21 protein-coding genes and 1 tRNA gene are annotated in these 21394 nt (G+C 65.0%); 10 read left to right on the plus strand and 12 right to left on the minus strand.

The genetic code is table 11. The features are described 5' to 3' along the window. Positions 1 to 9: 9 nt before the first annotated feature. From IC50_RS11110 to IC50_RS11155, 10 genes are all read right to left on the minus strand, one after another. The gene (locus tag IC50_RS11110; protein ID WP_081492416.1) at positions 10 to 216 is read right to left on the minus strand and encodes a hypothetical protein; all 207 of its coding nucleotides are present in this window, start codon (positions 214 to 216) and stop codon (positions 10 to 12) included. After that, positions 216 to 827, minus strand: a complete 612-nt coding sequence (gene nuoE, locus IC50_RS11115) for an NADH-quinone oxidoreductase subunit NuoE (protein ID WP_035704001.1) — start codon at positions 825 to 827, stop codon at positions 216 to 218. The genes IC50_RS11110 and nuoE overlap by 1 nt, the downstream gene beginning before the upstream one ends. Positions 828 to 837: 10 nt before the next feature. Continuing rightward, positions 838 to 1815, minus strand: coding sequence for an FkbM family methyltransferase (locus IC50_RS11120; RefSeq protein WP_035704003.1), 978 nt, complete (start codon positions 1813 to 1815; stop codon positions 838 to 840). Then, positions 1815 to 3011 carry an NADH-quinone oxidoreductase subunit D gene (locus IC50_RS11125; protein ID WP_035704004.1) on the minus strand — a complete coding sequence of 399 codons (1197 nt, stop codon included), beginning with the start codon at positions 3009 to 3011 and terminating at the stop codon, positions 1815 to 1817. Before IC50_RS11125 ends, IC50_RS11120 begins: the two co-directional genes overlap by 1 nt. A gap of 2 nt (positions 3012 to 3013) precedes the next feature. Next, positions 3014 to 3625 carry an NADH-quinone oxidoreductase subunit C gene (locus tag IC50_RS11130; RefSeq protein ID WP_035704007.1) on the minus strand — a complete coding sequence of 204 codons (612 nt, stop codon included), beginning with the start codon at positions 3623 to 3625 and terminating at the stop codon, positions 3014 to 3016. 11 nt (positions 3626 to 3636) lie between these two features. After that, positions 3637 to 4218: a NuoB/complex I 20 kDa subunit family protein gene (locus IC50_RS11135; RefSeq protein WP_371740171.1), complete on the minus strand. Its 582-nt coding sequence runs from the start codon at positions 4216 to 4218 to the stop codon at positions 3637 to 3639. Beyond that, a complete protein-coding gene (locus IC50_RS11140; protein WP_035704009.1) occupies positions 4215 to 4580 on the minus strand; it encodes an NADH-quinone oxidoreductase subunit A in 366 nt (121 codons plus the stop codon). Before IC50_RS11140 ends, IC50_RS11135 begins: the two co-directional genes overlap by 4 nt. 200 nt (positions 4581 to 4780) lie before the next feature. Next, complete coding sequence (locus IC50_RS11145) at positions 4781 to 5026, minus strand: hypothetical protein (RefSeq protein WP_157460952.1); 246 nt, start codon at positions 5024 to 5026, stop codon at positions 4781 to 4783. Further along, positions 5023 to 6159: a PepSY-associated TM helix domain-containing protein gene (locus IC50_RS11150; protein WP_050990966.1), complete on the minus strand. Its 1137-nt coding sequence runs from the start codon at positions 6157 to 6159 to the stop codon at positions 5023 to 5025. The genes IC50_RS11145 and IC50_RS11150 overlap by 4 nt, the downstream gene beginning before the upstream one ends. Positions 6160 to 6181: 22 nt before the next feature. Beyond that, complete coding sequence (locus tag IC50_RS11155) at positions 6182 to 8437, minus strand: TonB-dependent siderophore receptor (RefSeq protein ID WP_035704013.1); 2256 nt, start codon at positions 8435 to 8437, stop codon at positions 6182 to 6184. Positions 8438 to 8930: 493 nt separating this feature from the next. On the opposite strand from IC50_RS11155, the gene IC50_RS11160 reads away from it, so the two are divergent. The 4 genes from IC50_RS11160 (at position 8931) to pepT (ending at position 11251) form a co-directional block, all read left to right on the plus strand. Continuing rightward, on the plus strand, positions 8931 to 9134 hold the full coding sequence (locus IC50_RS11160) for a hypothetical protein (RefSeq protein WP_035704016.1): 204 nt from the start codon (positions 8931 to 8933) through the stop codon (positions 9132 to 9134). A 158-nt stretch (positions 9135 to 9292) separates the two neighbouring features. Further along, a tRNA-Asp gene (locus IC50_RS11165) sits at positions 9293 to 9369 on the plus strand. Positions 9370 to 9569: 200 nt separating this feature from the next. Further along, a complete protein-coding gene (locus tag IC50_RS11170; protein ID WP_035704017.1) occupies positions 9570 to 9884 on the plus strand; it encodes an HU family DNA-binding protein in 315 nt (104 codons plus the stop codon). Between the two features lie 116 nt (positions 9885 to 10000). After that, the gene (gene pepT / locus IC50_RS11175) at positions 10001 to 11251 is read left to right on the plus strand and encodes a peptidase T (RefSeq protein ID WP_035704021.1); all 1251 of its coding nucleotides are present in this window, start codon (positions 10001 to 10003) and stop codon (positions 11249 to 11251) included. 60 nt (positions 11252 to 11311) lie between these two features. Here pepT and IC50_RS11180 read toward each other — a convergent pair whose 3' ends face one another. Next, complete coding sequence (locus tag IC50_RS11180) at positions 11312 to 12202, minus strand: phage holin family protein (protein ID WP_035704023.1); 891 nt, start codon at positions 12200 to 12202, stop codon at positions 11312 to 11314. Positions 12203 to 12784: 582 nt separating this feature from the next. Between IC50_RS11180 and IC50_RS11185 the strand changes: the two genes are divergently transcribed. From IC50_RS11185 to IC50_RS11205, 5 genes are read left to right on the plus strand one after another with little or no spacing between them, the layout of a single operon-like run. Further along, positions 12785 to 13084, plus strand: coding sequence for a hypothetical protein (locus tag IC50_RS11185; protein ID WP_333938077.1), 300 nt, complete (start codon positions 12785 to 12787; stop codon positions 13082 to 13084). 54 nt (positions 13085 to 13138) lie between these two features. Further along, positions 13139 to 14413, plus strand: a complete 1275-nt coding sequence (gene ihpA, locus IC50_RS11190) for a divalent metal ion exporter subunit IhpA (protein WP_035704028.1) — start codon at positions 13139 to 13141, stop codon at positions 14411 to 14413. Further along, positions 14410 to 15387: a divalent metal ion exporter adaptor subunit IhpB gene (gene ihpB / locus IC50_RS11195; protein WP_035704031.1), complete on the plus strand. Its 978-nt coding sequence runs from the start codon at positions 14410 to 14412 to the stop codon at positions 15385 to 15387. Before ihpA ends, ihpB begins: the two co-directional genes overlap by 4 nt. Next, entirely contained in the window at positions 15380 to 18610 is a 3231-nt protein-coding gene (locus tag IC50_RS11200; protein ID WP_035704035.1) for an efflux RND transporter permease subunit, read from the plus strand. Before ihpB ends, IC50_RS11200 begins: the two co-directional genes overlap by 8 nt. Positions 18611 to 18612: 2 nt before the next feature. Next, complete coding sequence (locus IC50_RS11205) at positions 18613 to 19593, plus strand: cation diffusion facilitator family transporter (RefSeq protein ID WP_035704037.1); 981 nt, start codon at positions 18613 to 18615, stop codon at positions 19591 to 19593. Between the two features lie 126 nt (positions 19594 to 19719). Here IC50_RS11205 and IC50_RS11210 read toward each other — a convergent pair whose 3' ends face one another. Beyond that, on the minus strand, positions 19720 to 20580 hold the full coding sequence (locus tag IC50_RS11210) for a class I SAM-dependent methyltransferase (protein WP_035704039.1): 861 nt from the start codon (positions 20578 to 20580) through the stop codon (positions 19720 to 19722). Between the two features lie 251 nt (positions 20581 to 20831). On the opposite strand from IC50_RS11210, the gene IC50_RS11215 reads away from it, so the two are divergent. Continuing rightward, positions 20832 to 21191: a hypothetical protein gene (locus IC50_RS11215; RefSeq protein ID WP_050990967.1), complete on the plus strand. Its 360-nt coding sequence runs from the start codon at positions 20832 to 20834 to the stop codon at positions 21189 to 21191. Positions 21192 to 21394 lie beyond the last annotated feature (203 nt).

Here is a 21394-nt window from a genome sequence, read left to right on the forward strand (position 1 = left end):
GCTTTCCGATCAACGATTGGACTGCTTGTAGGCAAGTCCGGCGGCGCAGATACCAAACGTCAGCGCCCAGAGCAGACTGGATTCCAGCGACGCATTCAGGCTGAAGCGTTGCAGGAGAAAGATGAAGGCAGCCGCCACGGCGGCATGCATCGCGATGAAGCCCCACTTCTTCATGGCACCGCTTCCCTCTCGTGCCGGCGACGAAAGATCACGCATCAGGTGATCTCCTTCAGCGTGGTCGGCCCTGATATCGGCGCCGAGAACTGGCGGCCGTTCTGCGGACCCGGCTTGGGCGGATTGCCCGAAGCGAAGCCGTCGAGCACCTTGCCGAAGCTCTCCTTGGTCAGGTCCTCATAGGTGTCCTTGCCGATCAGCACCATCGGCGCGTTCACGCAGGCGCCCAGGCACTCCACCTCTTCCCAGCTGAAATTGCCGTCCTTGGACAGATGGAAGGGCTCATGATGGATGCGGTGCTCGCAGACGTGGATCAGATCCTCGGCGCCGCGCAGGCGGCACGGCGTGGTGCCGCAGACCTGGACATGGGCCTTCTTGCCGACCGGCGCGAGCTGGAACATCGTGTAGAAGGTCGCGACCTCCAGCACGCGGATATAGGGCATGTCGAGCATGTCGGCGATGACGCGGATCGCGGCTTCCGACACCCAGCCCTCGTTCTGCTCCTGCGCCCGCCAGAGGATGGCGATGACGGCGGAGGCCTGGCGGCCGGCCGGATATTTCGCGATCTGCTGCCTGGCGAATGCGAGGTTCTCCTCCGTGAACGCAAAGCTCGCGGGCTGGACTTCCTTCGGTGCTAATCGGCGAACGGACATCTCTGATCTCTCACTGCATGCGGCGCGCGGTTTTCGCATTCAAGTTCTTGGCATTCATGGCTTCGATCCTGTCCTGCCAGAATGCGCTTGCGGTGCCGAAAACGTTGTAGCCGACGTGGGTCGAGACCTTGATGCGGTCGAGGATCGACAGCTCGGTCACGGTCTCCATCCGGTTGCTGCGCGGATCGAACACGATCAGCTTCAGCGGGGTCTGCTCGAGGATGAAGCGCGACACGGCATGAGAGCGGTCGCTGCCGTGCTCCTCGCACATGATGACGCTGTCCGCCTGCAGCAGCCGGACGCCACCCTTGATCGCCTCGATCTCGACGCCCTCGACATCGAGCTTGATCAGATATTTCCCCGTGCTGGCGATCTTGCCGTCGTCGATCAGATCGTCGAGCGCAACGACCGGCACGTCCTCACCGCCCACCGACGAATCGCCGGCAATGCTGAAGGCCTCGTGCTTGGTGCCGGACAGCCGCGCGGTGCCGCGGGCCGCGCCGATGGCGCATTTCAAGGTCTCGAAGCGGCCACCGTTGACCCGCGCATTGTTGGCGAGTTTCGTATAGTTCTGCCCCGACGGCTCGATTGCGATCGCCTTGTGCGCGCCGAACGGCTTGCTCGACACCAGCACCGACCAGTAGCCGTAATTGGCGCCGCAATCGAGCAGCGTGTAGTCGACGTCGATGGAGTCGGCGAACAGCAGCTCGAGCTCGTCCTCGTAAATGTAGGAGCGGTTGAGCAGCTTGCTCCAATAGCCGTCGCCGTAGGGAAATTCGAACACGGCGTCCGGATTGAGCCTGATCGCGATGTTGCGTTCGGGCAGCGTCCTGCGCAGCAAATTGGCGCAGGCGATGTAACCCATGTGCGAGAAGTGGGACGAAATCTTCGATCCCGTCACCAGCGCCAAGGCAGCCGTCCGCTCCCACAGGCTGGCCCCTTCAAGGGCCCCCGAGGCGCGGTCGAACTGAATTGGCGCCTGCGCCATCACCGATCGACCTCTCCGAACACGATGTCGAGCGAGCCGAGGATCGCCGAAACGTCGGCCAGCAGATGGCCGCGACAGATGTGATCCATGGCCTGCAGATGGGCAAAGCCCGGCGCGCGGATCTTGCACTTGTAGGGCTTGTTGGTGCCGTCGGAGACGAGATAGACGCCGAACTCGCCCTTGGGCGCTTCGACCGCGGCGTAGACTTCGCCGGCCGGCACGTGAACGCCTTCGGTGTAGAGCTTGAAGTGGTGGATCAGCGCTTCCATCGAGCGCTTCATCTCGCCACGGCGCGGCGGCGCCACCTTGTTGTCGGCGACGACGACGGGCCCCTTCCCGTCAGGCGCGTTCAGCTTCTCGATGCACTGCTTCATGATGCGAACGGACTGGCGCATCTCTTCCATGCGGATCAGGTAGCGGTCGTAGCAGTCGCCGTTCTTGCCGATCGGAATGTCGAAATCCATCTCGGCGTAGCACTCATAGGGCTGCGACTTGCGCAGGTCCCACGCCGCGCCCGAGCCGCGTACCATCACGCCGGAGAAGCCCCACTCCCAGGCTTCCTTGAGCGGCACCACGCCGATGTCGACGTTGCGCTGCTTGAAGATGCGGTTGGCGGTAAGCAGGCGGTCGAGGTCGTCCACCACTTTCAGGAACGGATCGCACCAGGCTTCGATGTCGTCGACCAGCTTCTGCGGCAGGTCCTGGTGCACGCCGCCGACGCGGAAGAAGGCTGCGTGCATGCGGCTGCCCGAGGCCCGCTCGTAGAACACCATCAGCTTCTCGCGCTCTTCGAAGCCCCACAGCGGCGGGGTCAGCGCGCCAACGTCCATTGCCTGCGTGGTGACGTTGAGCAGATGCGACAGGATGCGGCCGATCTCGCAATAGAGCACGCGGATCAGCTGGCCGCGGCGCGGCACCTCGATGCCAAGCAGCCTTTCGGCAGCCAGGCAGAAGGCATGCTCCTGGTTCATCGGCGCGACGTAGTCGAGCCGGTCGAAATAAGGGATCGCCTGCAGATAGGTCTTCTGCTCGATCAGCTTTTCGGTGCCGCGGTGCAAGAGACCGATATGCGGATCGACGCGCTCGACCACCTCACCATCCAGCTCCAGCACGAGGCGCAAGACGCCGTGCGCAGCCGGATGCTGCGGGCCGAAATTGATGGTGAAGTTTCTGAGGTTCTCAGGTTGTTCATTCATGATCAGACCTTCGGCCCCGCCTTTTCGTCGCCAGGCAGCGGATAGTCCGCACCCTCCCACGGCGACAAGAAATCGAACTTGCGGAATTCCTGGTTTAGCCGCACGGGCTCGTAGACCACGCGCTTCTCCTGGTCGTCGTAGCGGACCTCGACGAAACCGGTCGTCGGGAAGTCTTTGCGCAACGGATGGCCCTCGAAGCCGTAGTCGGTAAGGAGGCGGCGCATGTCGGGATGACCGACGAAGAACACGCCATAGAGATCGTAGGCTTCGCGCTCGAACCAGTCGGCACCCGGGAATACGTCGATCAGCGAGGGCACCTGCGTGGTCTCGTCCGCCTGGGCCCGGAGCCGGATCCGCGTGTTCAGCGTCGGCGACAGGAAGTGATAGATCACGTCGAAACGCTTCTCGCGATCCGGGTAGTCCACCGCCGTGATGTCGGTGATGTTGACGAAACGGCAGTTCGGGTCATCGCGGAGGTACTTGACCACCTCGACGATCTTGGCGGCCTCGACATCCACGGTGAGCTGGTTGAAGGCCACCGAATGACCGGTGGCGGCGCCCGGAAGCGCGCTAACGATCGTCTGCCCCAGGGCGTCGAGCTTGGCGTCGTCCATGACGTAAAACCTTAGCGTTCGATGGTGCCGGTGCGCCGGATCTTCTTCTGCAGCAGCAGCACGCCGTAGAGCAGCGCTTCCGCCGTGGGCGGACAGCCCGGCACGTAGATGTCGATCGGCACGATGCGGTCGCAACCGCGCACGACCGAGTAGGAATAGTGGTAGTAGCCGCCGCCATTGGCGCAGGAGCCCATCGAGATGACGTAGCGCGGCTCGGGCATCTGGTCGTAGACCTTGCGCAGCGCCGGGGCCATCTTGTTGGTCAGGGTTCCCGCGACGATCATCACGTCGGACTGGCGCGGCGAGGCACGCGGCGCGAAGCCGAAGCGCTCGACGTCGTAGCGCGGCATCGACACCTGCATCATCTCCACCGCGCAGCAGGCGAGACCGAAGGTCATCCACATCAGGGAGCCGGTGCGCGCCCAGGTGATGAGATCGTCGGTCGCGGCCACGAAGAAGCCCTTGTCGGACAGCTCCGAATTGACCTCGAGGAAGAACGGATCATTGGCCCCGACCGGCTTGCCGGTCGACGGATCGAGGATGCCCTTGGGGGCCGGCGCGACAACCGGACCGGCGGACGGTGCAGGGTTCAATCCCATTCGAGTGCTCCCTTCTTCCATTCATAGGCGAACCCGACCGTCAGCACGGCGAGGAACACCACCATGGACCAGAAGCCGGTCGCGCCAAGCTTGCCGAACGCCACCGCCCAGGGAAACAGGAACGCCACCTCGAGGTCGAAGATGATGAAGAGGATGGCGACCAGATAGAAACGGACGTCGAACTTCATGCGAGCGTCGTCGAAGGCGTTGAAACCGCACTCATACGCCGACAGCTTCTCCGGGTCCGGCTGCTGGAACGCCACGATGAAGGGCGCGACCAGCAGCACGAGGCCAATCAGGCCAGCTACCCCAATAAAGACGACGAGTGGAAGATAGTTCTGTAGAATGCCGCTCATTGACGAGCCCTTTTTCCCGCAGCCTCGGGACAGCCACGGATTCGTCCGATTTGGAATTATTCTGAGCCTTAGCGCAGTGCACCAATGGGCGCAAGACACGCTCTTTTCAGGCCCTTTGCCGCTCCCAGAACGGTGGAAATCCCGGAATCACCCCGCGCTGGTATGGAGCAGATCAGCTGACCCAGCAAGGGCGATCCCGATCAGTCCAGGCGCGCTCGGCCGTGACGTCCGCTGTTGGGAAGCCGCACTTTATCTAGGCTGAGGCGCAGCAAAGTCCAGATTACGACCAGGACAGGCGCTCCCACCGTCACCCAGGCGACATATTGGCCGGCCTTGCCCCAGAGCAACGCGGCCAGCAAGCCGGTGATGGTCGCAGCCGAGAGCAGGATAGGTGCGGCAAAGACACGTATCCACAGCCGCGAGCGGTCGGGCGAGCCATGCATCACGACGGGACCGGGGCTCGTCTGGCGAATGCGTCGGCGCGGGCGGAGGTTCGCTTCCGCCACCGCGCCAGCCAAAGATAGAGGCCGCTGCCGATCACGACGATCGTGAGCACGTCGAGCGCGGCCCAGATCACCTTGAGCGGCATGCCGCCGTAGTCGCCGAAATGCAGCGGCTGCGAGATCAACAGGGCCTGGAGATAGAGCGGCAGTGCCCTGCTGTCGGCCACCTCCCCGCTTTCGCCATCCAGGAGGACAGGTTTGAGCAGCCGCGCCGTCAGCGCCGTGTCGCCGCGCATGAAGGCGGCAAAGTGATGCGAGGAGGTGAATGGGGTGCCCGGGAATGCGATGAAGGCGACGTCCATGCCGGGTGCCGCCCTCTTCGCGCGCACGACCACATCGTCGAGCGAGGCCAGGTGAACGGGCGGCGGCTTGCCGGCATAGGGCGCGACCATGCTGGCGAGCTCCGTCGCCTTCCACTGGTTCAGCATCAACTCGGCCCAGGTGTTGACGACGCCGGTCAGTCCGACCACCAGCGCCCAGGCCACCGTCACCACCCCGATCAGATTGTGCCAGTCGAGCCAGCGCACGCGACGGGACGCATGATCGCGGATGGTGGCAAAGCGCAGGCGGCGCGTGAACGGCCAATACAGCACCACGCCCGAGACGATGGCGACGGCAAAGAGCAGCCCCATCGCACCGAGAAACAATTTTCCGGCCTGGCCAGCGAACATGTCGGTGTGCAGCTTGAGCACGATCAGCATCGGCCCGACGCCGACCGCCCCGAGCAGTTTTGCCGAGACCGCGTCGAAGGCCCGCACCGTCGCATTGTCGGGCAGCCCGTCACGCGCGTCGTTGGTGAAGGCCATCACGATCCCGGGCTCGTCCCTGTCCCAGGAGATATATTGCATGACCCGGCCGGGATCGGCGGCGAGCGCGGCGTCGGCGACGGCTTGTGGCGTCGCGCGCGCCGCGCTCGCATGAGCTTCGGGCTGGGGGGCATAGCCCAGGAGCTCATCGATCTCGTGATGGAAGACCAGCGGCAGGCCGGTCAGGCAGAGCAGCAGCAGGAACACGGTCGAGACCAGGCTGGTCCAGGTATGGACCACGGACCAGAGCCTGACCGTGCGCGCCTTCACGACCGCCTCCCCTCGCCTGCGCTTACCATTTGTAGGAGACGCTGGCGGTCACGCGCCGGCGGTCGCCGTAGAAGCAGGACGTGGCCGACGCGCAGCTCGCGACATACATCTTGTCGGTCACGTTGATCACGTTGAGCGCCGTGCGCCAGTTCTGCCATTCGTAATGGACCGCGAGATCGCCGAGCACTACTGCGGGAACTTCGAGGGTGTTGGCCTGGTCGGCCCAGGACGAGCCGATATAGCGCACGCCGCCGCCGAAGCCGAACCCTGCAAGCGGCCCGTCCTTGAAGGTGTAGTCGGCCCAGCCCGAGACCAGGAGTTCAGGCGTGTTGGTCGGCGTCTTGCCGACCAGCGCCGGATCGAGGTCCTTGCTGTTGAAGAGATGATAGGCCGTGAAGGAGCCAATCAGCTTCAGCTCCCTTGTGGCATTGGCCACTGCTTCGAGCTCGATGCCGCGCGAGGTCACCTCGCCGGTCTGGTTCTGCAGCACGGGCACGCTGCCCGGCAATGTCGTCGCGACATTTTGCCGGACCAAATCGAAAGCCGAGACCGTGAAATAGCCGTCGAAGCCTTTTGGCGCGACCTTCACACCGATTTCGGCCTGCTTGCCGGTCTCCGGCAGAAACAGCTGGTTCTGGGCGTTGAGGCCGATGATCGGATTGTAGCTCGTCGAATAGGAGATGTAGGGCGCGATGCCATTGTCGAAATTGTAGATCAGCCCGGCGCGGCCGCTGAACCTGCTGTCGTCGCGGCTGGCGACCAGAGCGCCGGTGTCGCGCGCTTCCTGCGTCGTCTCGACCCAATCATTGCGGCCACTCAGCACCAGCGTGAAGTTGCCGAGCTTCATCTGGTCCTGAAGATACGTGCCCGCCTGCTTCTGCGTGATCAGGAAGTTCCGGAACGGAGCGCTCGGTAATGGAACCTCGGCTGATCCATAGACGGGATTGAAGACGTTGATCGCAGGCACGCCGAACCCGAAGGCCTGATAGTCGTCGATCTGGTAGCCCCTCAGGTCGACCCCGAACAGCATCGTGTGCCTGACCGAGCCGGTGTCGAAGCGGTACTCAAGCTGATTGTCGAGATTGGCCTGATTGGCAGTGTTCTTCGCATACCAATTGTACCGATTGAGAGTGGCCGTGTTGATGTCGGCCCAACCGTTGCCGACATAGCCGCGGTAGGTGATGTCGACATGTGCAAAGCGGGCGTTCTGACGGAACGTCAGGTCGTCGGTGAGATTGCGCTCGAACTGGTAGCCTAGCATTTCCTGCTCGCGCGTGAACTTGTCGACGCTGGGATCGCCGACGAAGAAGCTGGTCGGGATCTTGCCGAACGGCGCGCTGGTCACCGTGCCCTGATAAGGCAGGAAGTTGATGCCGCGAGTGTCCTGCTTCGAGGCCGAGGCCAGCACCGTCAAGGTCGTGTCGGCATCGGGCTTCCAGGTGACCGACGGCGCGATGAAATAGTTGTTGTCCGGCGTGAAGTTGACCTGCGTGGGGCCGTTCTGGACCTGGCCGACCACGCGGGCGAACAGCTTGCCGTTCTCAGGGCTCGTCGCGACCGGTCCGCCGAAATCGAAGCCGACATAGGCATTGCCGAAATTGTTGACCCCGGTCTCGATGTAGCGGATCGGCTCGGCCGGCGGCATCTTGCTGATGACGTTGACGATGCCGCTCGGGCTCGATCCGCCGTAAAGCACGGCCGAGGGACCGCGCAGCACCTCGACGCGCTCCATGTTGAACGGCTGCAGCTTCCAGCTCGCATAGGACGTGTAGAACAGTTGCATGCCGTCGAGGAACAGTCCGATATCCTCGGACTTGAAGCCGCGGATCAGCCACCAGTCGTTGCGGGTATCTGTGCCAAACGTTCCGGCGCGCACGCCGGCGGTGTAGCGCAGCACCTCGTCGAGCTTGTTCGGCTTCTGGTCGCGAATCTGTTCCGCACCGACCACCGAGATCGCCTGCGGCGTCTCCATGATCGGCGTGTTGGTCTTGGTGCCCGTGGAGCTGCGGCCGGCGACGTAGCCGTTCACCGGACCGCGCGGCGTCTCGACGAAGCCGACATTGCGCTGCGGCTGCGGCTTGTTCCTGTTGGCGGTCTGCACCGACGACCGCGGGGCACGGCGCTGAGGGGTCGCTGCGGCGCGGCGGCGCGCTTCCGGCGCCGTGACGGTCACCGACGGAATGTTCTGCGCGCCACCCTGCGCGGACGATTGTGCGAGCGATGCCTGCGGCATCAAGACCCAAGCGGATGCGGTCGCCAACACGGCCGACCGCAGCATTCCAAGACTGTTCAACGCGCCACCCCAAGCTGCATGTTTTGATGCGTCATGCCGCCCGTCCCGGAACGGCATGCGCTTGAAGGTGACGCTTATGTGAGGGCGCGCGATTTCCCTAATTGAAGGCTTCTTAGAAAGACTCTTGGAAGCGTTCCAACGTTTCCGCTGTTGCAGCGCGATCAGCTACTCGCGGCCGTATTCGGATTTACAGATTTTGCATGAGCTTGCGCGACGACCGATCTGCGAACGCGCAGCCGATCTGCTCCCTGTCCGGACCGACGGCCTCGGCGCCGCGCCGCGCTGTTCGTCCGGGCCGTCGCACAATCCGGGTCAACTTCGACAGGGGACCGCCTCAGGCCGGCCGCTTCCGTCCCCGGACGAAATCCGCCGGGCGGGGAGATGAAACCATTTTGCGGAACCCGCGAAACCATCCGGAAACAGATGGTCCTTAAGACAACAGCCCATAGACGGCGGCAAAGCCCGTCGGGAGGCTCAGATGAACCACTCAATCCACTCTGCCGATCGTGCGACCCACCTGAAGATCGTGGTGGTGGCGCTGGTGGCCGGCATCATCGTGGCCGGCTTCGGAATCGCAGCCCGCACCAATGCCGACTACAATCAGACCGCCCAATCGACGCATGTGATCAAGGCCGGCAAGCCGGTGGCGGTGACGAGCGCGGCTGGGTCGGAGATTCGCTGATGGGCCCTCTTCCGGGCTGACCAATGGCCGCCTCCGGCGGCCTTTTTGTTTTCCAAAGCAATGCTTGGCCGGGACAGACGGGCAACGCGCAACGTCCTTGACTTCACCAAGCCCCGCCTTTAAGTCCCCCCTCGTTCCGCGCGCGTCGAGCGAACCACGCGGGAGTAGCTCAGTTGGTTAGAGCGCCGGCCTGTCACGCCGGAGGTCGCGGGTTCGAGCCCCGTCTCTCGCGCCATTTTGGTAATCCCTTCATAGTCTTAGCCCGAATTCCTCGACGCCTGTCGCATCTGCGCCGGTGATTGCCGATGTCCGGCGGGAACTCTCGGCATAGTCAGCCGACGCTCGAATCGTCTACGCCTTCCGGGACTTAGGGTGCCCCCTCGCGTTTCCGGCTTTTCCGGGGCTTCCCTGTCATTGGAATCGAGGAGGCCAGTCATGGCTAAGAAAGATTCGGCGAAAAAGGCAGCCGCCCCCGCCACCATCACGCTCAAGCACCTCGCCGCAGACATCGCGGAGCGCCAGGACCTGTCGAAAAAGCACGCCGAGGCCGTCTTGACCGACATGGTCGACCTGATCGCCAAGCACCTCAAGAAGGGCGACCGCGTCCGCATCGTGGGCCTTGGCATCCTCCAGGTCCGGAAGCGGGCAGCCCGCACTGGCCGCAATCCCGGCACCGGCGAAGCCATCCACATCAAGGCCAGCAGGAAGGTCGCATTCCGCCCGGTGAAGGAACTGAAAGAGGCGATCTAGCTTACGATTCATTAGGCCTGATCGTAGCTCGTTCTGGCCGCATCACGGCCCGCTTTTCTGATATACCGCCTGCTTCCCCAAGACCTGCTCCCAAAGACCCGGCGGTTTGACCAGAAATGTCCTCCCTCACCTTTTCGCATACCGTGACCGAGCGCTTCCTGCGCTATGTCACCATCGACACCCAGTCCGACCCGGACTCTCCCAGCTCGCCCTCGACCGGGAAGCAGAAGGATCTCGGCCGCGTGCTCGCCGCCGAGCTGAAGGCCATGGGCGTCGAGGACGCTCATCTCGACGAGTACGGCTACGTCTACGGAACGATCCCCGCCAACACCGACAAGAAGGTGCCGGTGATCTGCTTCTGCTCGCACATGGACACCTCGCCCGATGTCACCGGCAAGGACGTCAAGCCGCAGGTCGTGAAGAACTATCGCGGCGGCGACATCGTGCTGCCGGGCGACACCAGCCAGGTGATCCGCTTTGCCGAGCATCCCGCGCTGAAGAACCAGATCGGCAACGACATCATCACCACCGACGGCACCACGCTGCTGGGAGCCGACAACAAGGCCGGTGTCGCCGAGATCATGGATGCCGCGCATTTCTTCATCAACAATCCCGATGTGAAGCACGGCACCATCAAGATCCTGTTCACGCCGGACGAGGAGATCGGCCGCGGCGTCGACAACGTCGACCTGAAGAAGCTGGGCGCCGATTTCGGTTACACCATGGACGGCGAGAGCGCCGGTTGCGTCGAGGACGAGACCTTCTCGGCCGACGGCGCCACCATCACCATCAACGGCGTCAGCGCCCATCCCGGCTACGCCAAGGGCAAGATGGAGCACGCGATCAAGATCGCGGCCGCCATCGTCGAGCGGCTGCCCAGGGAAGGCTGCTCGCCGGAGACGACCTCGGGCAAGCAGGGCTTTCTGCATCCGATCGGCATCGAGGGCGCGCTGGAGCAGGCGACGCTCTCCTTCATCGTGCGCGACTTCACCGAGGAAGGCTTGAGGGAGAAGGAAGTCCTGCTCGAGGCCATCGTCAAGGACGTGATGAAGGACTATCCGCGCTCGACTTACAAATTCGAGGTCAAGGAGCAGTACCGCAACATGAAGCAGGTGATCGACCGTCACCCGCACGTCGTCGAATACGCCATCGAGGCCATCCGCCGCGCCGGCCTGCGCCCGATGCGCACCGCCATCCGCGGCGGTACCGACGGCTCCCGCCTGTCCTTCATGGGACTGCCCTGCCCCAACATCTTCGCCGGCGAGCACGCGTTTCATTCGCGGCTCGAATGGGTCAGTCGGCAGGACATGGAAAAGGCGGTGCAGACCATCGTGCATCTGGCGATGATCTGGGAGGAGAAGGCCTGAGGCTTCTTCCTACAGGCGTCCGTTATGGCCGGGCTTGCGCCCGGCCGTCCGTTTTCGAGCTTACGGCACCGGCATTGCGCGCGGGCTGCGATGGAAGCGGTTCGAGCTTGCCATCCAGTTCGGCAACGGTTCGCCATCGCGATGCCGTCCGCCGGCGACGGCTGCAGCCCAGGCCACTGCGGCACCGATCAGGGTCGCGGCGGCGATCGAGAACGCCACGATGATCGAGTTGCGGCGCGCGCGGCTGATGGCCGTCTTCGAGTCTGCGATCAGCGCATCGACCCGCCGTTCGGAGTCGGGAGCCGCCAGTCCCGTAACGGCGGCGACCTGTTGCACGAGATACGTCCGATCGTCGGTGCTGACGCCGCTGTGGCTGGACGACGTCATCAGGATACGCCCCGCTTCGGCGCGCACTTCCCTCAGATCGATATTTGGCGGGCGGCGCGGCGCGCGGAACAGCTTGTCGAGCTCGTAGCTCAACAGGGGCTCCGCCGTGGACGTGTTGCTCGCCGAGCTGCGCATCGGCGAACGGTCGATCGCAGCAGCGCCGAGAAGCGCGAGCAGAGCCGCGCCGGCCAGCACGGCCAGGGCCCAGGAGGTCAGCCCGTGCAGGCCGTCCCGGCGCTCGCCATCGTCTTCGATCGTCGCCAGCGCGGGCGCCCGACGCGCCGTCCGGCCGGCGATGTAGCCGCCGAAGCCGAAGCTGATCACCGCCTGGATGATCAGGTACAAGCCGGAGAGCAAAGCCAGCGCCGCTGATGCATCGCGCCATGTCGGCGAGGCCGAACTGACACCGAGGCCGACGGCTACGCCAAAGCCGATCAGGATGAAAGACATCGCGCCCGCGGCGAGCGCGCCGGCGAATACCGAGCTCCACTGGATGTTTCGGGGCGCTTCCCCTTCAAGGCCGCCCTCCGTGATTTCGTCCCGCACGAGCGTTTCGACCGTCATTGCGGCTCTCTCAGCGCAGGCCGAAGAACGACAGGATCGCCATGATGACGACGATCAAGCCGATCAAATAAATCAGTCCGTCCATTGTCCGTCCTCCTTCATTTCTTCTGCTCGCTAATCGCGACGTATCAGGAACGTTCCAAATTCGACGGAGCGGCGGGAACGAACGGGCGAGATGCGAATTGTTTGTGGGAGTCCCAAGGATGAAGATTGTGAGCACAAGGCCTCAACCGGCCAGCGCCGGGTGGGGCCATTCCGTGTGCAATCACCGCGGCAGTTCCTCCGCTGTGGTGACGACGCCGTCGCGCCGCCATCACCGCACAAGGCGGACAATGGCGGTGGCGTTCCGGAGCCGACCCGCACATCATCAAAACCTTCGTCCCGCATCGGCGTCGCCGCCCAGCCGTGAGGAGCGGTCACGCCGCTGCGGCAATTGTTCCAGGGACGTAACAATGTTGCGGGTCGACACTGTTCCCGCCGCCATGCTAGGCCGGGCATCTACCGCAACAGAGTGACGTCGTGCCCGCGAACCGCCAGCCCTCAGCAACTTGCCGTCCGCGCAGCTGCCGCGGGCTGCTGTCCGTGCTGATCGCGATCGTCTATCTGCTCGCGGGTGCGCTGCACGGCTCGCACGACATCGACGTCACCACACCCGGGGGTGGCTCGGAGATCGCCGCGGTCCTCGACGGCGCCTCCGGTCACGGCGAACACAAGGCCATCGGCGGACATCATTGCCACGGCTGCTTCTCGCTGACGCTGACACAGCCGGCGCCGTCGATCATCACTGTCGCGCCTGTGTCGGCAACGAGCCCGCGGCCGGCCCCCCGGCTCGCCGGAATTGTCCCTGATACCGACTCTCCCCCTCCCAAGCCTATTGCCTGAGCGGATTGGTCGGGCGTGCCGCGCCCATAGGTTCATCCTTCACAGGTCGGTTTCATGTTTTGCAGGGGAATGGCCGCGCGCCTGGCGTGCGCGGCGGCGTGTCTGATTGCCGGACTCGCGATTGCGCCGTCTCACGCCCAGACCTTGACGATGCGGAGCGCGTTGTTGCGCGCGCTGGCCGCAAGCCCGCGGCTGACCGCGGCGGAGCGCGACGTCGGCATCGCCACGGGCCAGCGCATCCAGGCGGGCGCCCTCCTCAATCCGGAACTGTCCTACGAACAGGACGATTCATTCGGCTCGGGCAAATATCGCGGGACGCGATCGGCCGAGACCACGCTCCAGATCAGCCAGGCCTTCGAGCTGTTCGGCAAGCGCGACGCGCGGATTGCCGCAGGCGTCGCCGGAGTCGAAGTGGCCGCGATCCAGCGCAAGGCCGTCCGGCTTGAGGTGCTGTCGGAGACCGCGATCGCCTTCCTCAGCGTGCTCGGCGCGCAGCGGCGCATTCATATCCTCGACGAGCAGATTGCCGCCATCGACCGCCTGACGCCGCTGCTGCGCCGCCGCGTCGAGGCCGGCGCCTCCTCACCTGCCGAGACCGGCCGCGCCGAGGTCGCCTCCGCCCTGGTGAAAGCCGATCGCGAGCGCTTCAAGGCGACGCTGGCCAGCGCCCGGCGCGAGCTTGCGGTGCTGATGGGCGATCCCGCCGCAAAATTCGGCGAGGTCTCCGGACGGCTCGACACCACAGGACGCCCGCCTTCGTTCCAGGCGGTGATCGCCGCCATCGACGCCAATCCGCAACTGGTGCGCTGGACCGCCGTTTACGCCCAGCGCAATGCCGAGCTGCTGCTGGCGCGGCTCAAGCCCTATCCCGACGTGCGGATCGCTGCCGGCTGGCGTCATTTCAGCGAGACCAATGACGACGCGGTTCGTCTCACCTTCTCCGTGCCGATTCCCATGTTCGACCAGAACCAGGGCAACATCCTCTCGGCGCAGGAAAGCCTCGCCAGGACCCGCGCCGAGCGCGAGGCCAACCGCAACACGCTGATCGTGATCGCCGGCCGCGCCTACGACTCGCTCCGGGGCTCGCTGCGCGAGCTCGCGGTGCTGCGTGAGACCGCGATCCCCAAGGCCGTTGAAGCGTCGGAAGCGATCTCGCAGGGCTACGGCCAGGGCCGCTTCACCCTGCTCGAGGTGCTCGACGCGCAGGCGAGCGTCACCCAGGCGCGGCTGCGCGAGCAGGAGGCGCTGCAGAACTTCCACGCCGGCGTTGCGACCATCGAGGGCCTCGTCGGCAATCCCTTCACGCTGGCGCGGGAGAGCGCACGATGAGGACGGCCTACACCATCCTGATCGCCATCATTGCCGCCGCCCTCGGCGCCTATGGCTATTCCCGGCTCGCGCCGGCAAAGCTCGCCCCCGCGGAGCATGCCGAGCATTCTGAACAGAAGAAGCCGAACGACCATGTCGAGCAGGACGAGCACGGCGCCGACCGCATCCGGATCTCCGACGTCAAGCTCGCGGCCGCGGGCGTCACGCTGGCGGAAGCCGCGAGCGCAACGCTGACCGACACCCTCGCCTTCAACGGCATCCTGCGCGCCAACCAGGAGGCCGTGGTGCAGGTGACGCCGCGCTTTCCGGGCCTCGCCAAATCCATCCAGAAGCGCATCGGCGACAAGGTCGCCAAGGACGATCTGCTCGCCGCGATCGAAAGCAACCAGAGCCTCACCGTCTACGAGCTCAAGGCGCCGATCGCCGGCACCATCATCGAGCGTCAGATCTCGCTCGGCGAGTACGCCTCCGAGCAGAAGCCGGCTTTCGTGGTCGCCGACCTTTCCACGATCTGGGTCGATCTCTCGATCTACCGGCAGGACCTCCGCCGCGTACGCCTCAACGACGAGGTGCTGATCGATCCCGACGACGGCCGCGGCGAGATCAAGGGCACGATCTCCTACATGGCACCGATCGGCAGTAGCGAAACCCAGACCGCGCTGGCGCGCGTGGTGCTGCCGAATCCGGACGGGCGCTTGCGTCCCGGCCTGTTCGTCACGGCGCGGCTGATCCTCGCGGCGCGCAACGTTGCCGTCGCCGTGCGACGCAGCGCGATCCAGACGCTGGAGAACCGGACCATCGTGTTCGTGCGCGAGGACGGCGACAAGATCGAGGCGCGCCCGGTCGAGCTTGGCGATTCCGATCCGAAGTTCGTCGAGATCAAGGCCGGTCTTGCGGCCGGCGAGCACTACGTCGCGGAGAACAGCTTCGTCGTGAAGGCGGAGATGGGCAAGGGCGAGGCCGAGCATGATTGAGCGCATCCTCGCCTTCTCGCTGCATCAGCGCTGGCTGGTCCTTCTGCTCGCGCTCGGCGCCCTCGCCTTCGGCGGCTGGAATTTCCAGCGCCTGCCGATCGATGCCGTCCCCGATATCACCAACGTCCAGGTCCAGATCAACACCCGCGCGCCCGGCTATTCGCCGCTCGAGACCGAGCAGCGCATCACCTTTCCCGTCGAGACCGCGATGGGCGGCCTGCCCAGGCTCGACTACACCCGCTCGCTGTCGCGCTACGGCCTCAGCCAGGTGACGGTCGTCTTCAAGGACGGCACGGACATCTATTTCGCCCGCCAGCTGGTCGGCGAACGCATCCAGCAGGTGAAGGACCAGCTCCCGGCGGGCGTCGAGGTCGCGATGGGTCCGGTCTCGACCGGGCTCGGCGAAATCTTCATGTACACCGTCGAGGCCAAGGCGGGCGCCAAGACTGACGTCAAGACGCAAGGCGGTCACGACTATTCGCTGACCGATTTGCGCACCGTGCAGGACTGGATCATCCGGCCGCAGCTTCGCAACGTGCCGGGTGTGATCGAGGTCAACACCATCGGCGGCTTCGAGCGGCAGTTCCACGTGCTGCCGGACCCCGGCAAGCTGATGGCCTACCGGCTCGGCTTTCGCGACGTCATGACGGCGCTCGCCGCCAACAACGCCAATGTCGGCGCCGGCTATATCGAGCGCAACGGCGAGCAATACCTGGTTCGCTCACCGGGCCAGGTCGGCAATATCGGTGAAATCCGGGATATCGTGATCGGCTCGCGCGGCGGCAATCCCGTCAGGATCAGGGACGTCGCGACCGTCACCGAGGGGCGCGATCTGCGCACGGGCGCGGCGACGCGAGACGGCGAGGAGACCGTGCTCGGCACCGCCATGCTGCTGATCGGCGAGAACAGCCGCAGCGTCGCCCGCCGCGTCGCAGCCCGGCTCGAGGAGATCGCCAAATCTCTGCCCGAGGGCGTCGTGACGCGGACCGTCTACGACCGCACCGATCTGGTCGAAGCCACCATCCGCACCGTCCGGAACAACCTGATGGAAGGCGCCGCGCTGGTCGTGGCCGTCTTGTTCCTGATTCTCGGAAACATCCGCGCCGCACTGGTCACGGCCTGCGTCATTCCTCTGTCCATGGCCATGACGATATCAGGCATGGTCGAGACCAAGGTCAGCGCCAACCTGATGAGCCTCGGCGCGATCGACTTCGGCATCATCGTCGACGGCGCCGTGATCATCGTCGAGAATTGCCTGCGCATGCTGGCCGCGGCCCAGCGCGAAAAAGGCCGGCTGCTGACGACCTCCGAACGGCTGGGCGCGATCCTCCGCGGGTCGAGCGACGTCATCAAGCCGAGCCTGTTCGGAACGCTGATCATAGCCGTGGTCTACCTGCCCGTGCTGACGCTGACGGGGGTCGAGGGCAAGATGTTCACGCCGATGGCGCTGACCGTGCTGATGGCTCTGGGCGCGGCCGTGCTGTTCTCCATCACCTTCGTGCCGGCGGCCGTTGCCATCGTCGTCACCGGCAAGGTGTCCGAGCATGAGAACCTGTTCATGCGGACGGCGAAGCGCGGCTATCTCCCCCTGCTCCGCTTTGCCATCGACAATCGGGCCGCGGTCGCCATCATGGCCGTCGTCATCGTGGTTGCGAGCGGCATCGCCGCCGCGCGCATGGGCGGCGAGTTCATTCCGAGCCTCGACGAGGGCGACATCGCGCTGGCGTCGATCCGGATTCCCGGCACCAGCCTCACCCAGTCGCTGGACCTTCAGAAGGCGCTGGAGAAGCGCATCAAGCAGATCCCTGAAGTGAAGGAGTTCTTCACCCGCATCGGCACCGCCGAGATCGCGACCGACCCGATGTCGCCGGCACAGACCGACGGCTACATCATGCTGAAGCCGCGCGCCGAATGGCCCGACCCGGACAAGCCGAAATCGGAGGTGATCGAGGCGATCGACCTTGCCGCGGACGAAATTCCCGGCAGTGCCTATGAGATCTCCCAGCCGATCCAGTTCCGTGTCAACGAGCTGATCTCCGGCGTGCGCAGCGACGTCGGCGTCAAGATCTTCGGCGATGACCTCGACATCCTGCAAAGCGCCGCCAGGCAGGTGGAGGCCGCGATCCGCGGCATCCGCGGCGCCAGCGACGTCAAGATCGAGCAGGTCGCGGGCCTGCCGATCCTCACCGTCCGCCTCGACCGCCAGGCGCTCGCCCGCTACGGCCTCAGCATCGGCGAGGTGCAGGGCATCGTCGAGATCGCAGTCGGCGGCAAGTCGGCCGGCAAGCTGTTCGAGGGCGACCGCCGCTTCGACATCGTGGTCCGCCTGCCGGAGCATCTGCGCGGCAATCTCGAGGCGATCCGGGCCATCCCGATCCCGCTGCCGCCCGGTGAGGAGGCCGGCTCCGGCACGGCGATTCGAACGGCGCTGTCCGCCTCCCCCCTCGCCCAGATGCGCTATGTGCCGCTGTCGTCGGTCGCCACCGTCGATGCGACGCCCGGACCGAACCAGATCAGCCGCGAGAACGGCAAGCGGCGGATCGTCGTCACCGCCAATGTCCGCGCCCGCGACCTCGGCTCCTTCGTGGCCGAGGCAGAGAGCGCCGTGGCCGAAAAGGTCAAGCTGCCGCCCGGCTACTGGATCGGCTGGGGCGGACAGTTCGAGCAGTTGGTCTCAGCCACCAAGCGGCTGACCATCGTGGTGCCGGTGGCGCTGCTTCTGGTGTTCCTGCTGCTGTTCATGGGGATGGGATCGGCGGCGGATGCGGCGCTGGTGTTCTCCGGCGTGCCGCTGGCGCTGACCGGCGGCGTCGCGGCGCTGCTGCTGCGCGACATTCCCTTGTCCATCAGCGCCGGCGTCGGCTTCATCGCGCTGTCGGGCGTCGCCGTGCTCAACGGCCTCGTCATCATCGCCTTCATCGAGCGGCTGCGCAGCGAGGGCCGATCCGTCGTGGAGGCCGTCCGCGAGGGCGCGCTGACGCGGCTGCGCCCGGTGCTGATGACGGCCCTGGTCGCCTCGCTCGGCTTCGTGCCGATGGCGCTGGCCACCGGCGCCGGCGCCGAGGTGCAGCGGCCGCTCGCGACCGTGGTGATCGGCGGCATCATCTCCTCCACGGTGCTGACGCTCTTGGTGCTGCCGGCGCTCTACGTGCTGTTCCGCCGTGACGTCGCTGGCGAAACGCCTACAATGGCGCCTGATTTGGCGGCTTCCGGGGAGCGCTAGAGGTGGGCAATCGCAACCATCATGGTCATCACCATCATGATCATGACGGCCATTCGCATGATCACAGTCATGGTCATGGTCATGCTCATGACCACGCGCATGTCCATGCGCCCGCCAATTTCGGCAAGGCGTTCGCGATCGGCATCACTCTCAACACCGCGCTGGTCGTCGCCGAGGCGATCTATGGCTATATCGGCAACTCCACCGCGCTGCTCGCGGACGCCGGTCATAACCTGTCCGACGTGCTCGGCCTCGTCATTGCCTGGGGCGCCTCGATCGCGGCAAAGCGCGCGCCGAGCGGCCGCTTCACCTACGGCCTGCGCGCCTCCACCATCCTTGCGGCACTTGCGAATGCGGTGTTCCTGCTGGTCGCGACCGGCGCCATCGGCTGGGAGGCGATCCTGCGCCTGCAACAGCCCGAGCCGGTCGCAGGCATCACGGTGATGGTGGTCGCGGGTATCGGCATCCTCATCAACGGCTTCACGGCGCTGCTGTTCGCGAGCGGACGCAAGGACGACATCAATATCGAGGGCGCGTATCTGCACATGGCGGCCGACGCTGCGGTCTCGCTCGGCGTCGTGGTCTCGGCGGCGCTGATCATCTGGACCGGCTGGCTCTGGCTCGATCCAGTCACCAGCCTCGTCATCTGCGCCACCATCCTCTGGAGCACGACGAGCCTCTTGCGCGGCTCGATCGACATGTCGATGGCGGCGGCACCCAAGGGCACCGACATCGCCGCGATCAAGGTGTTTCTGCTGGAGCGGCCTGGCGTGTCAGGGATTCACGACCTCCACGTCTGGCCGATCTCGACCACCGAGACGGCGCTGACCTGCCACCTCGTGATGCCCGCCGGTACAGGCGACGCCTTCCTGATGGAGACCGCGCAGTTGCTGAAGACCTCGTTCCGCATCGGCCACACCACGCTTCAGATCGAGACCCATCCGGACAACGGCTGCGCGCTGGCGCCGGATGATGTGGTGTAGAATTCTCCGGCCTATCCACGTCGTCATTGCGAGCGTAGCGAAGCAATCCAGACTGTCTCCGAGGAGGCAGTCTGGATTGCTTCGTCGCAAGTGCTCCTCGCAATGACGCGGAGAGAGTGCGGGGCCTCACCCCGCCTTCGCCGTCACGATCCAGATCGCGCCCTGGAGTGTCACGCTCTGGTCCTTCAGGAACGGCGCGAGCATCTCGCGGATCGAAGCCTTGGCGGCCTCATAGGTCTCCGGCGGATGGCCTTGCAGCGCGCGGCTGGCCGGGCCGATCTGGAGCGCGCCGTCGACGGCGGCATCGAGCCCGCCGCCGATGGCGACGTCCATCGGCAGATTGTGCGGCTCCATCGCCACGTCGACGAAGCCCGCGCCTTTCAGGATGCGCGTCACGCGCTCCTCCGAGGCGAAGGCGAACGGGCCCGGTTCCTCCGGCCCGACCGGCGGCATCTTTGGCACGTGCTTGTAGACCGCCATCAGCGGCGCCATCATCCAGGGGTTTTCCTTCGGCTCGCGCCAGCAGACGAAGGCGAGCCGCCCGGTCGGCTTCAGCGCGCGGCGGAGATTGGTGAAGGATGCGACGGGATCGGCGAAGAACATCACGCCGAACCGCGAAGCGAGCAGATCGAAGCTCGCCGGTTCGAACGGATGCACCGTCGCATCCGCCAGCACGAAATCGAGCGGCAGGCCCTTCGGCGCAAACGCGCGCGCCTGCGACAGCATCGGCTCGGACACGTCGAGGCCGAGCGCGAACCCGTTCGGCGCCACAGCCTTTGCGAACGCCATTGTGGTGGCGCCGGAGCCGCAGCCGACGTCGATGACGCGCTCGCCCGCCTTCGGCTTGGCGCGGTCGATCAGCACGTCGGCAATAGGGCCGAGCAGCCTCTCCTGCACCGCATGGCGATCGGCCCAGCGCTGCCCGCTGGGGCCGTTCCAATAGGCGATCTGGTCGGCGTTTTGCTCGTGTCCGCTCGGCTGTTCCATCAGGTCTTTGATCCCTAGCATTTGTCGATCCGCCGCTCCCGCAATTGCGGGCGCGCCTGCGTCGGATCCCTGCCCTGATCGTAGCGCAATTTTCTGCAAAGATCACAGCCGCTGCTGCCGAGAATTGGCTACGCTTCCGGCAGGAAGTGCTCGCATTGTGGCCGCATAGCTTTCACCGAATGGCCCCAACGGAAGCAGACGACAACCAGATTTCGAGGATAGCGTTTTCAGGTTGTTCACCTTGGAAAGGCATGACCATGCGCAGCTTCATGGCACCCCTCGTTATCGCAACCCTCTCCTTCGGGACGCCGACTTTCGTGCAGGCGCAAGGAACATCGTCGCAATCGGGAGCAGAATCGCCGACCGCTCAGAGCACCGTCATCCGCCAGATCCAGGTTGTCGACATTAAGGACCTGCAACCAGCCGTGCGCTCGAAGGTCGATGAAATCGTCGCACAGACAAGCGATGACGATATTCAATCGCTCCGGAAGACGATTGACGCGACTCCCCAGGCGGCATCCGCGCTCAAGGCGAAGGGTCTGACCTCGTCGCAGGTCGTTGCGATCAACATTGCCGAAGGCGTCCTGACACTATTCACCAAGACGGCCTGATATTTCCATCAGGAATGACCACGCGCCACTGTGGGGCACGTGACCGCTCCACGGCGGCTGTCGGCATGCCCGGTCGAGGTTTACAGGGTGATATGCCCTACGAACGAACCAGCCAGCCGCGACCGAATAGAGGTTTTGCGCTGATGCCATGCTCCAATTGGTTTCCCGGCATGGCAGCCTACTTGGCTCCGCAAAGCGAAGAC

Source organism: Bradyrhizobium genomosp. I (2014), assembly GCF_000261685.1.
In the GTDB taxonomy this organism is placed as follows: Bacteria; Pseudomonadota; Alphaproteobacteria; order Rhizobiales; family Xanthobacteraceae; genus Bradyrhizobium.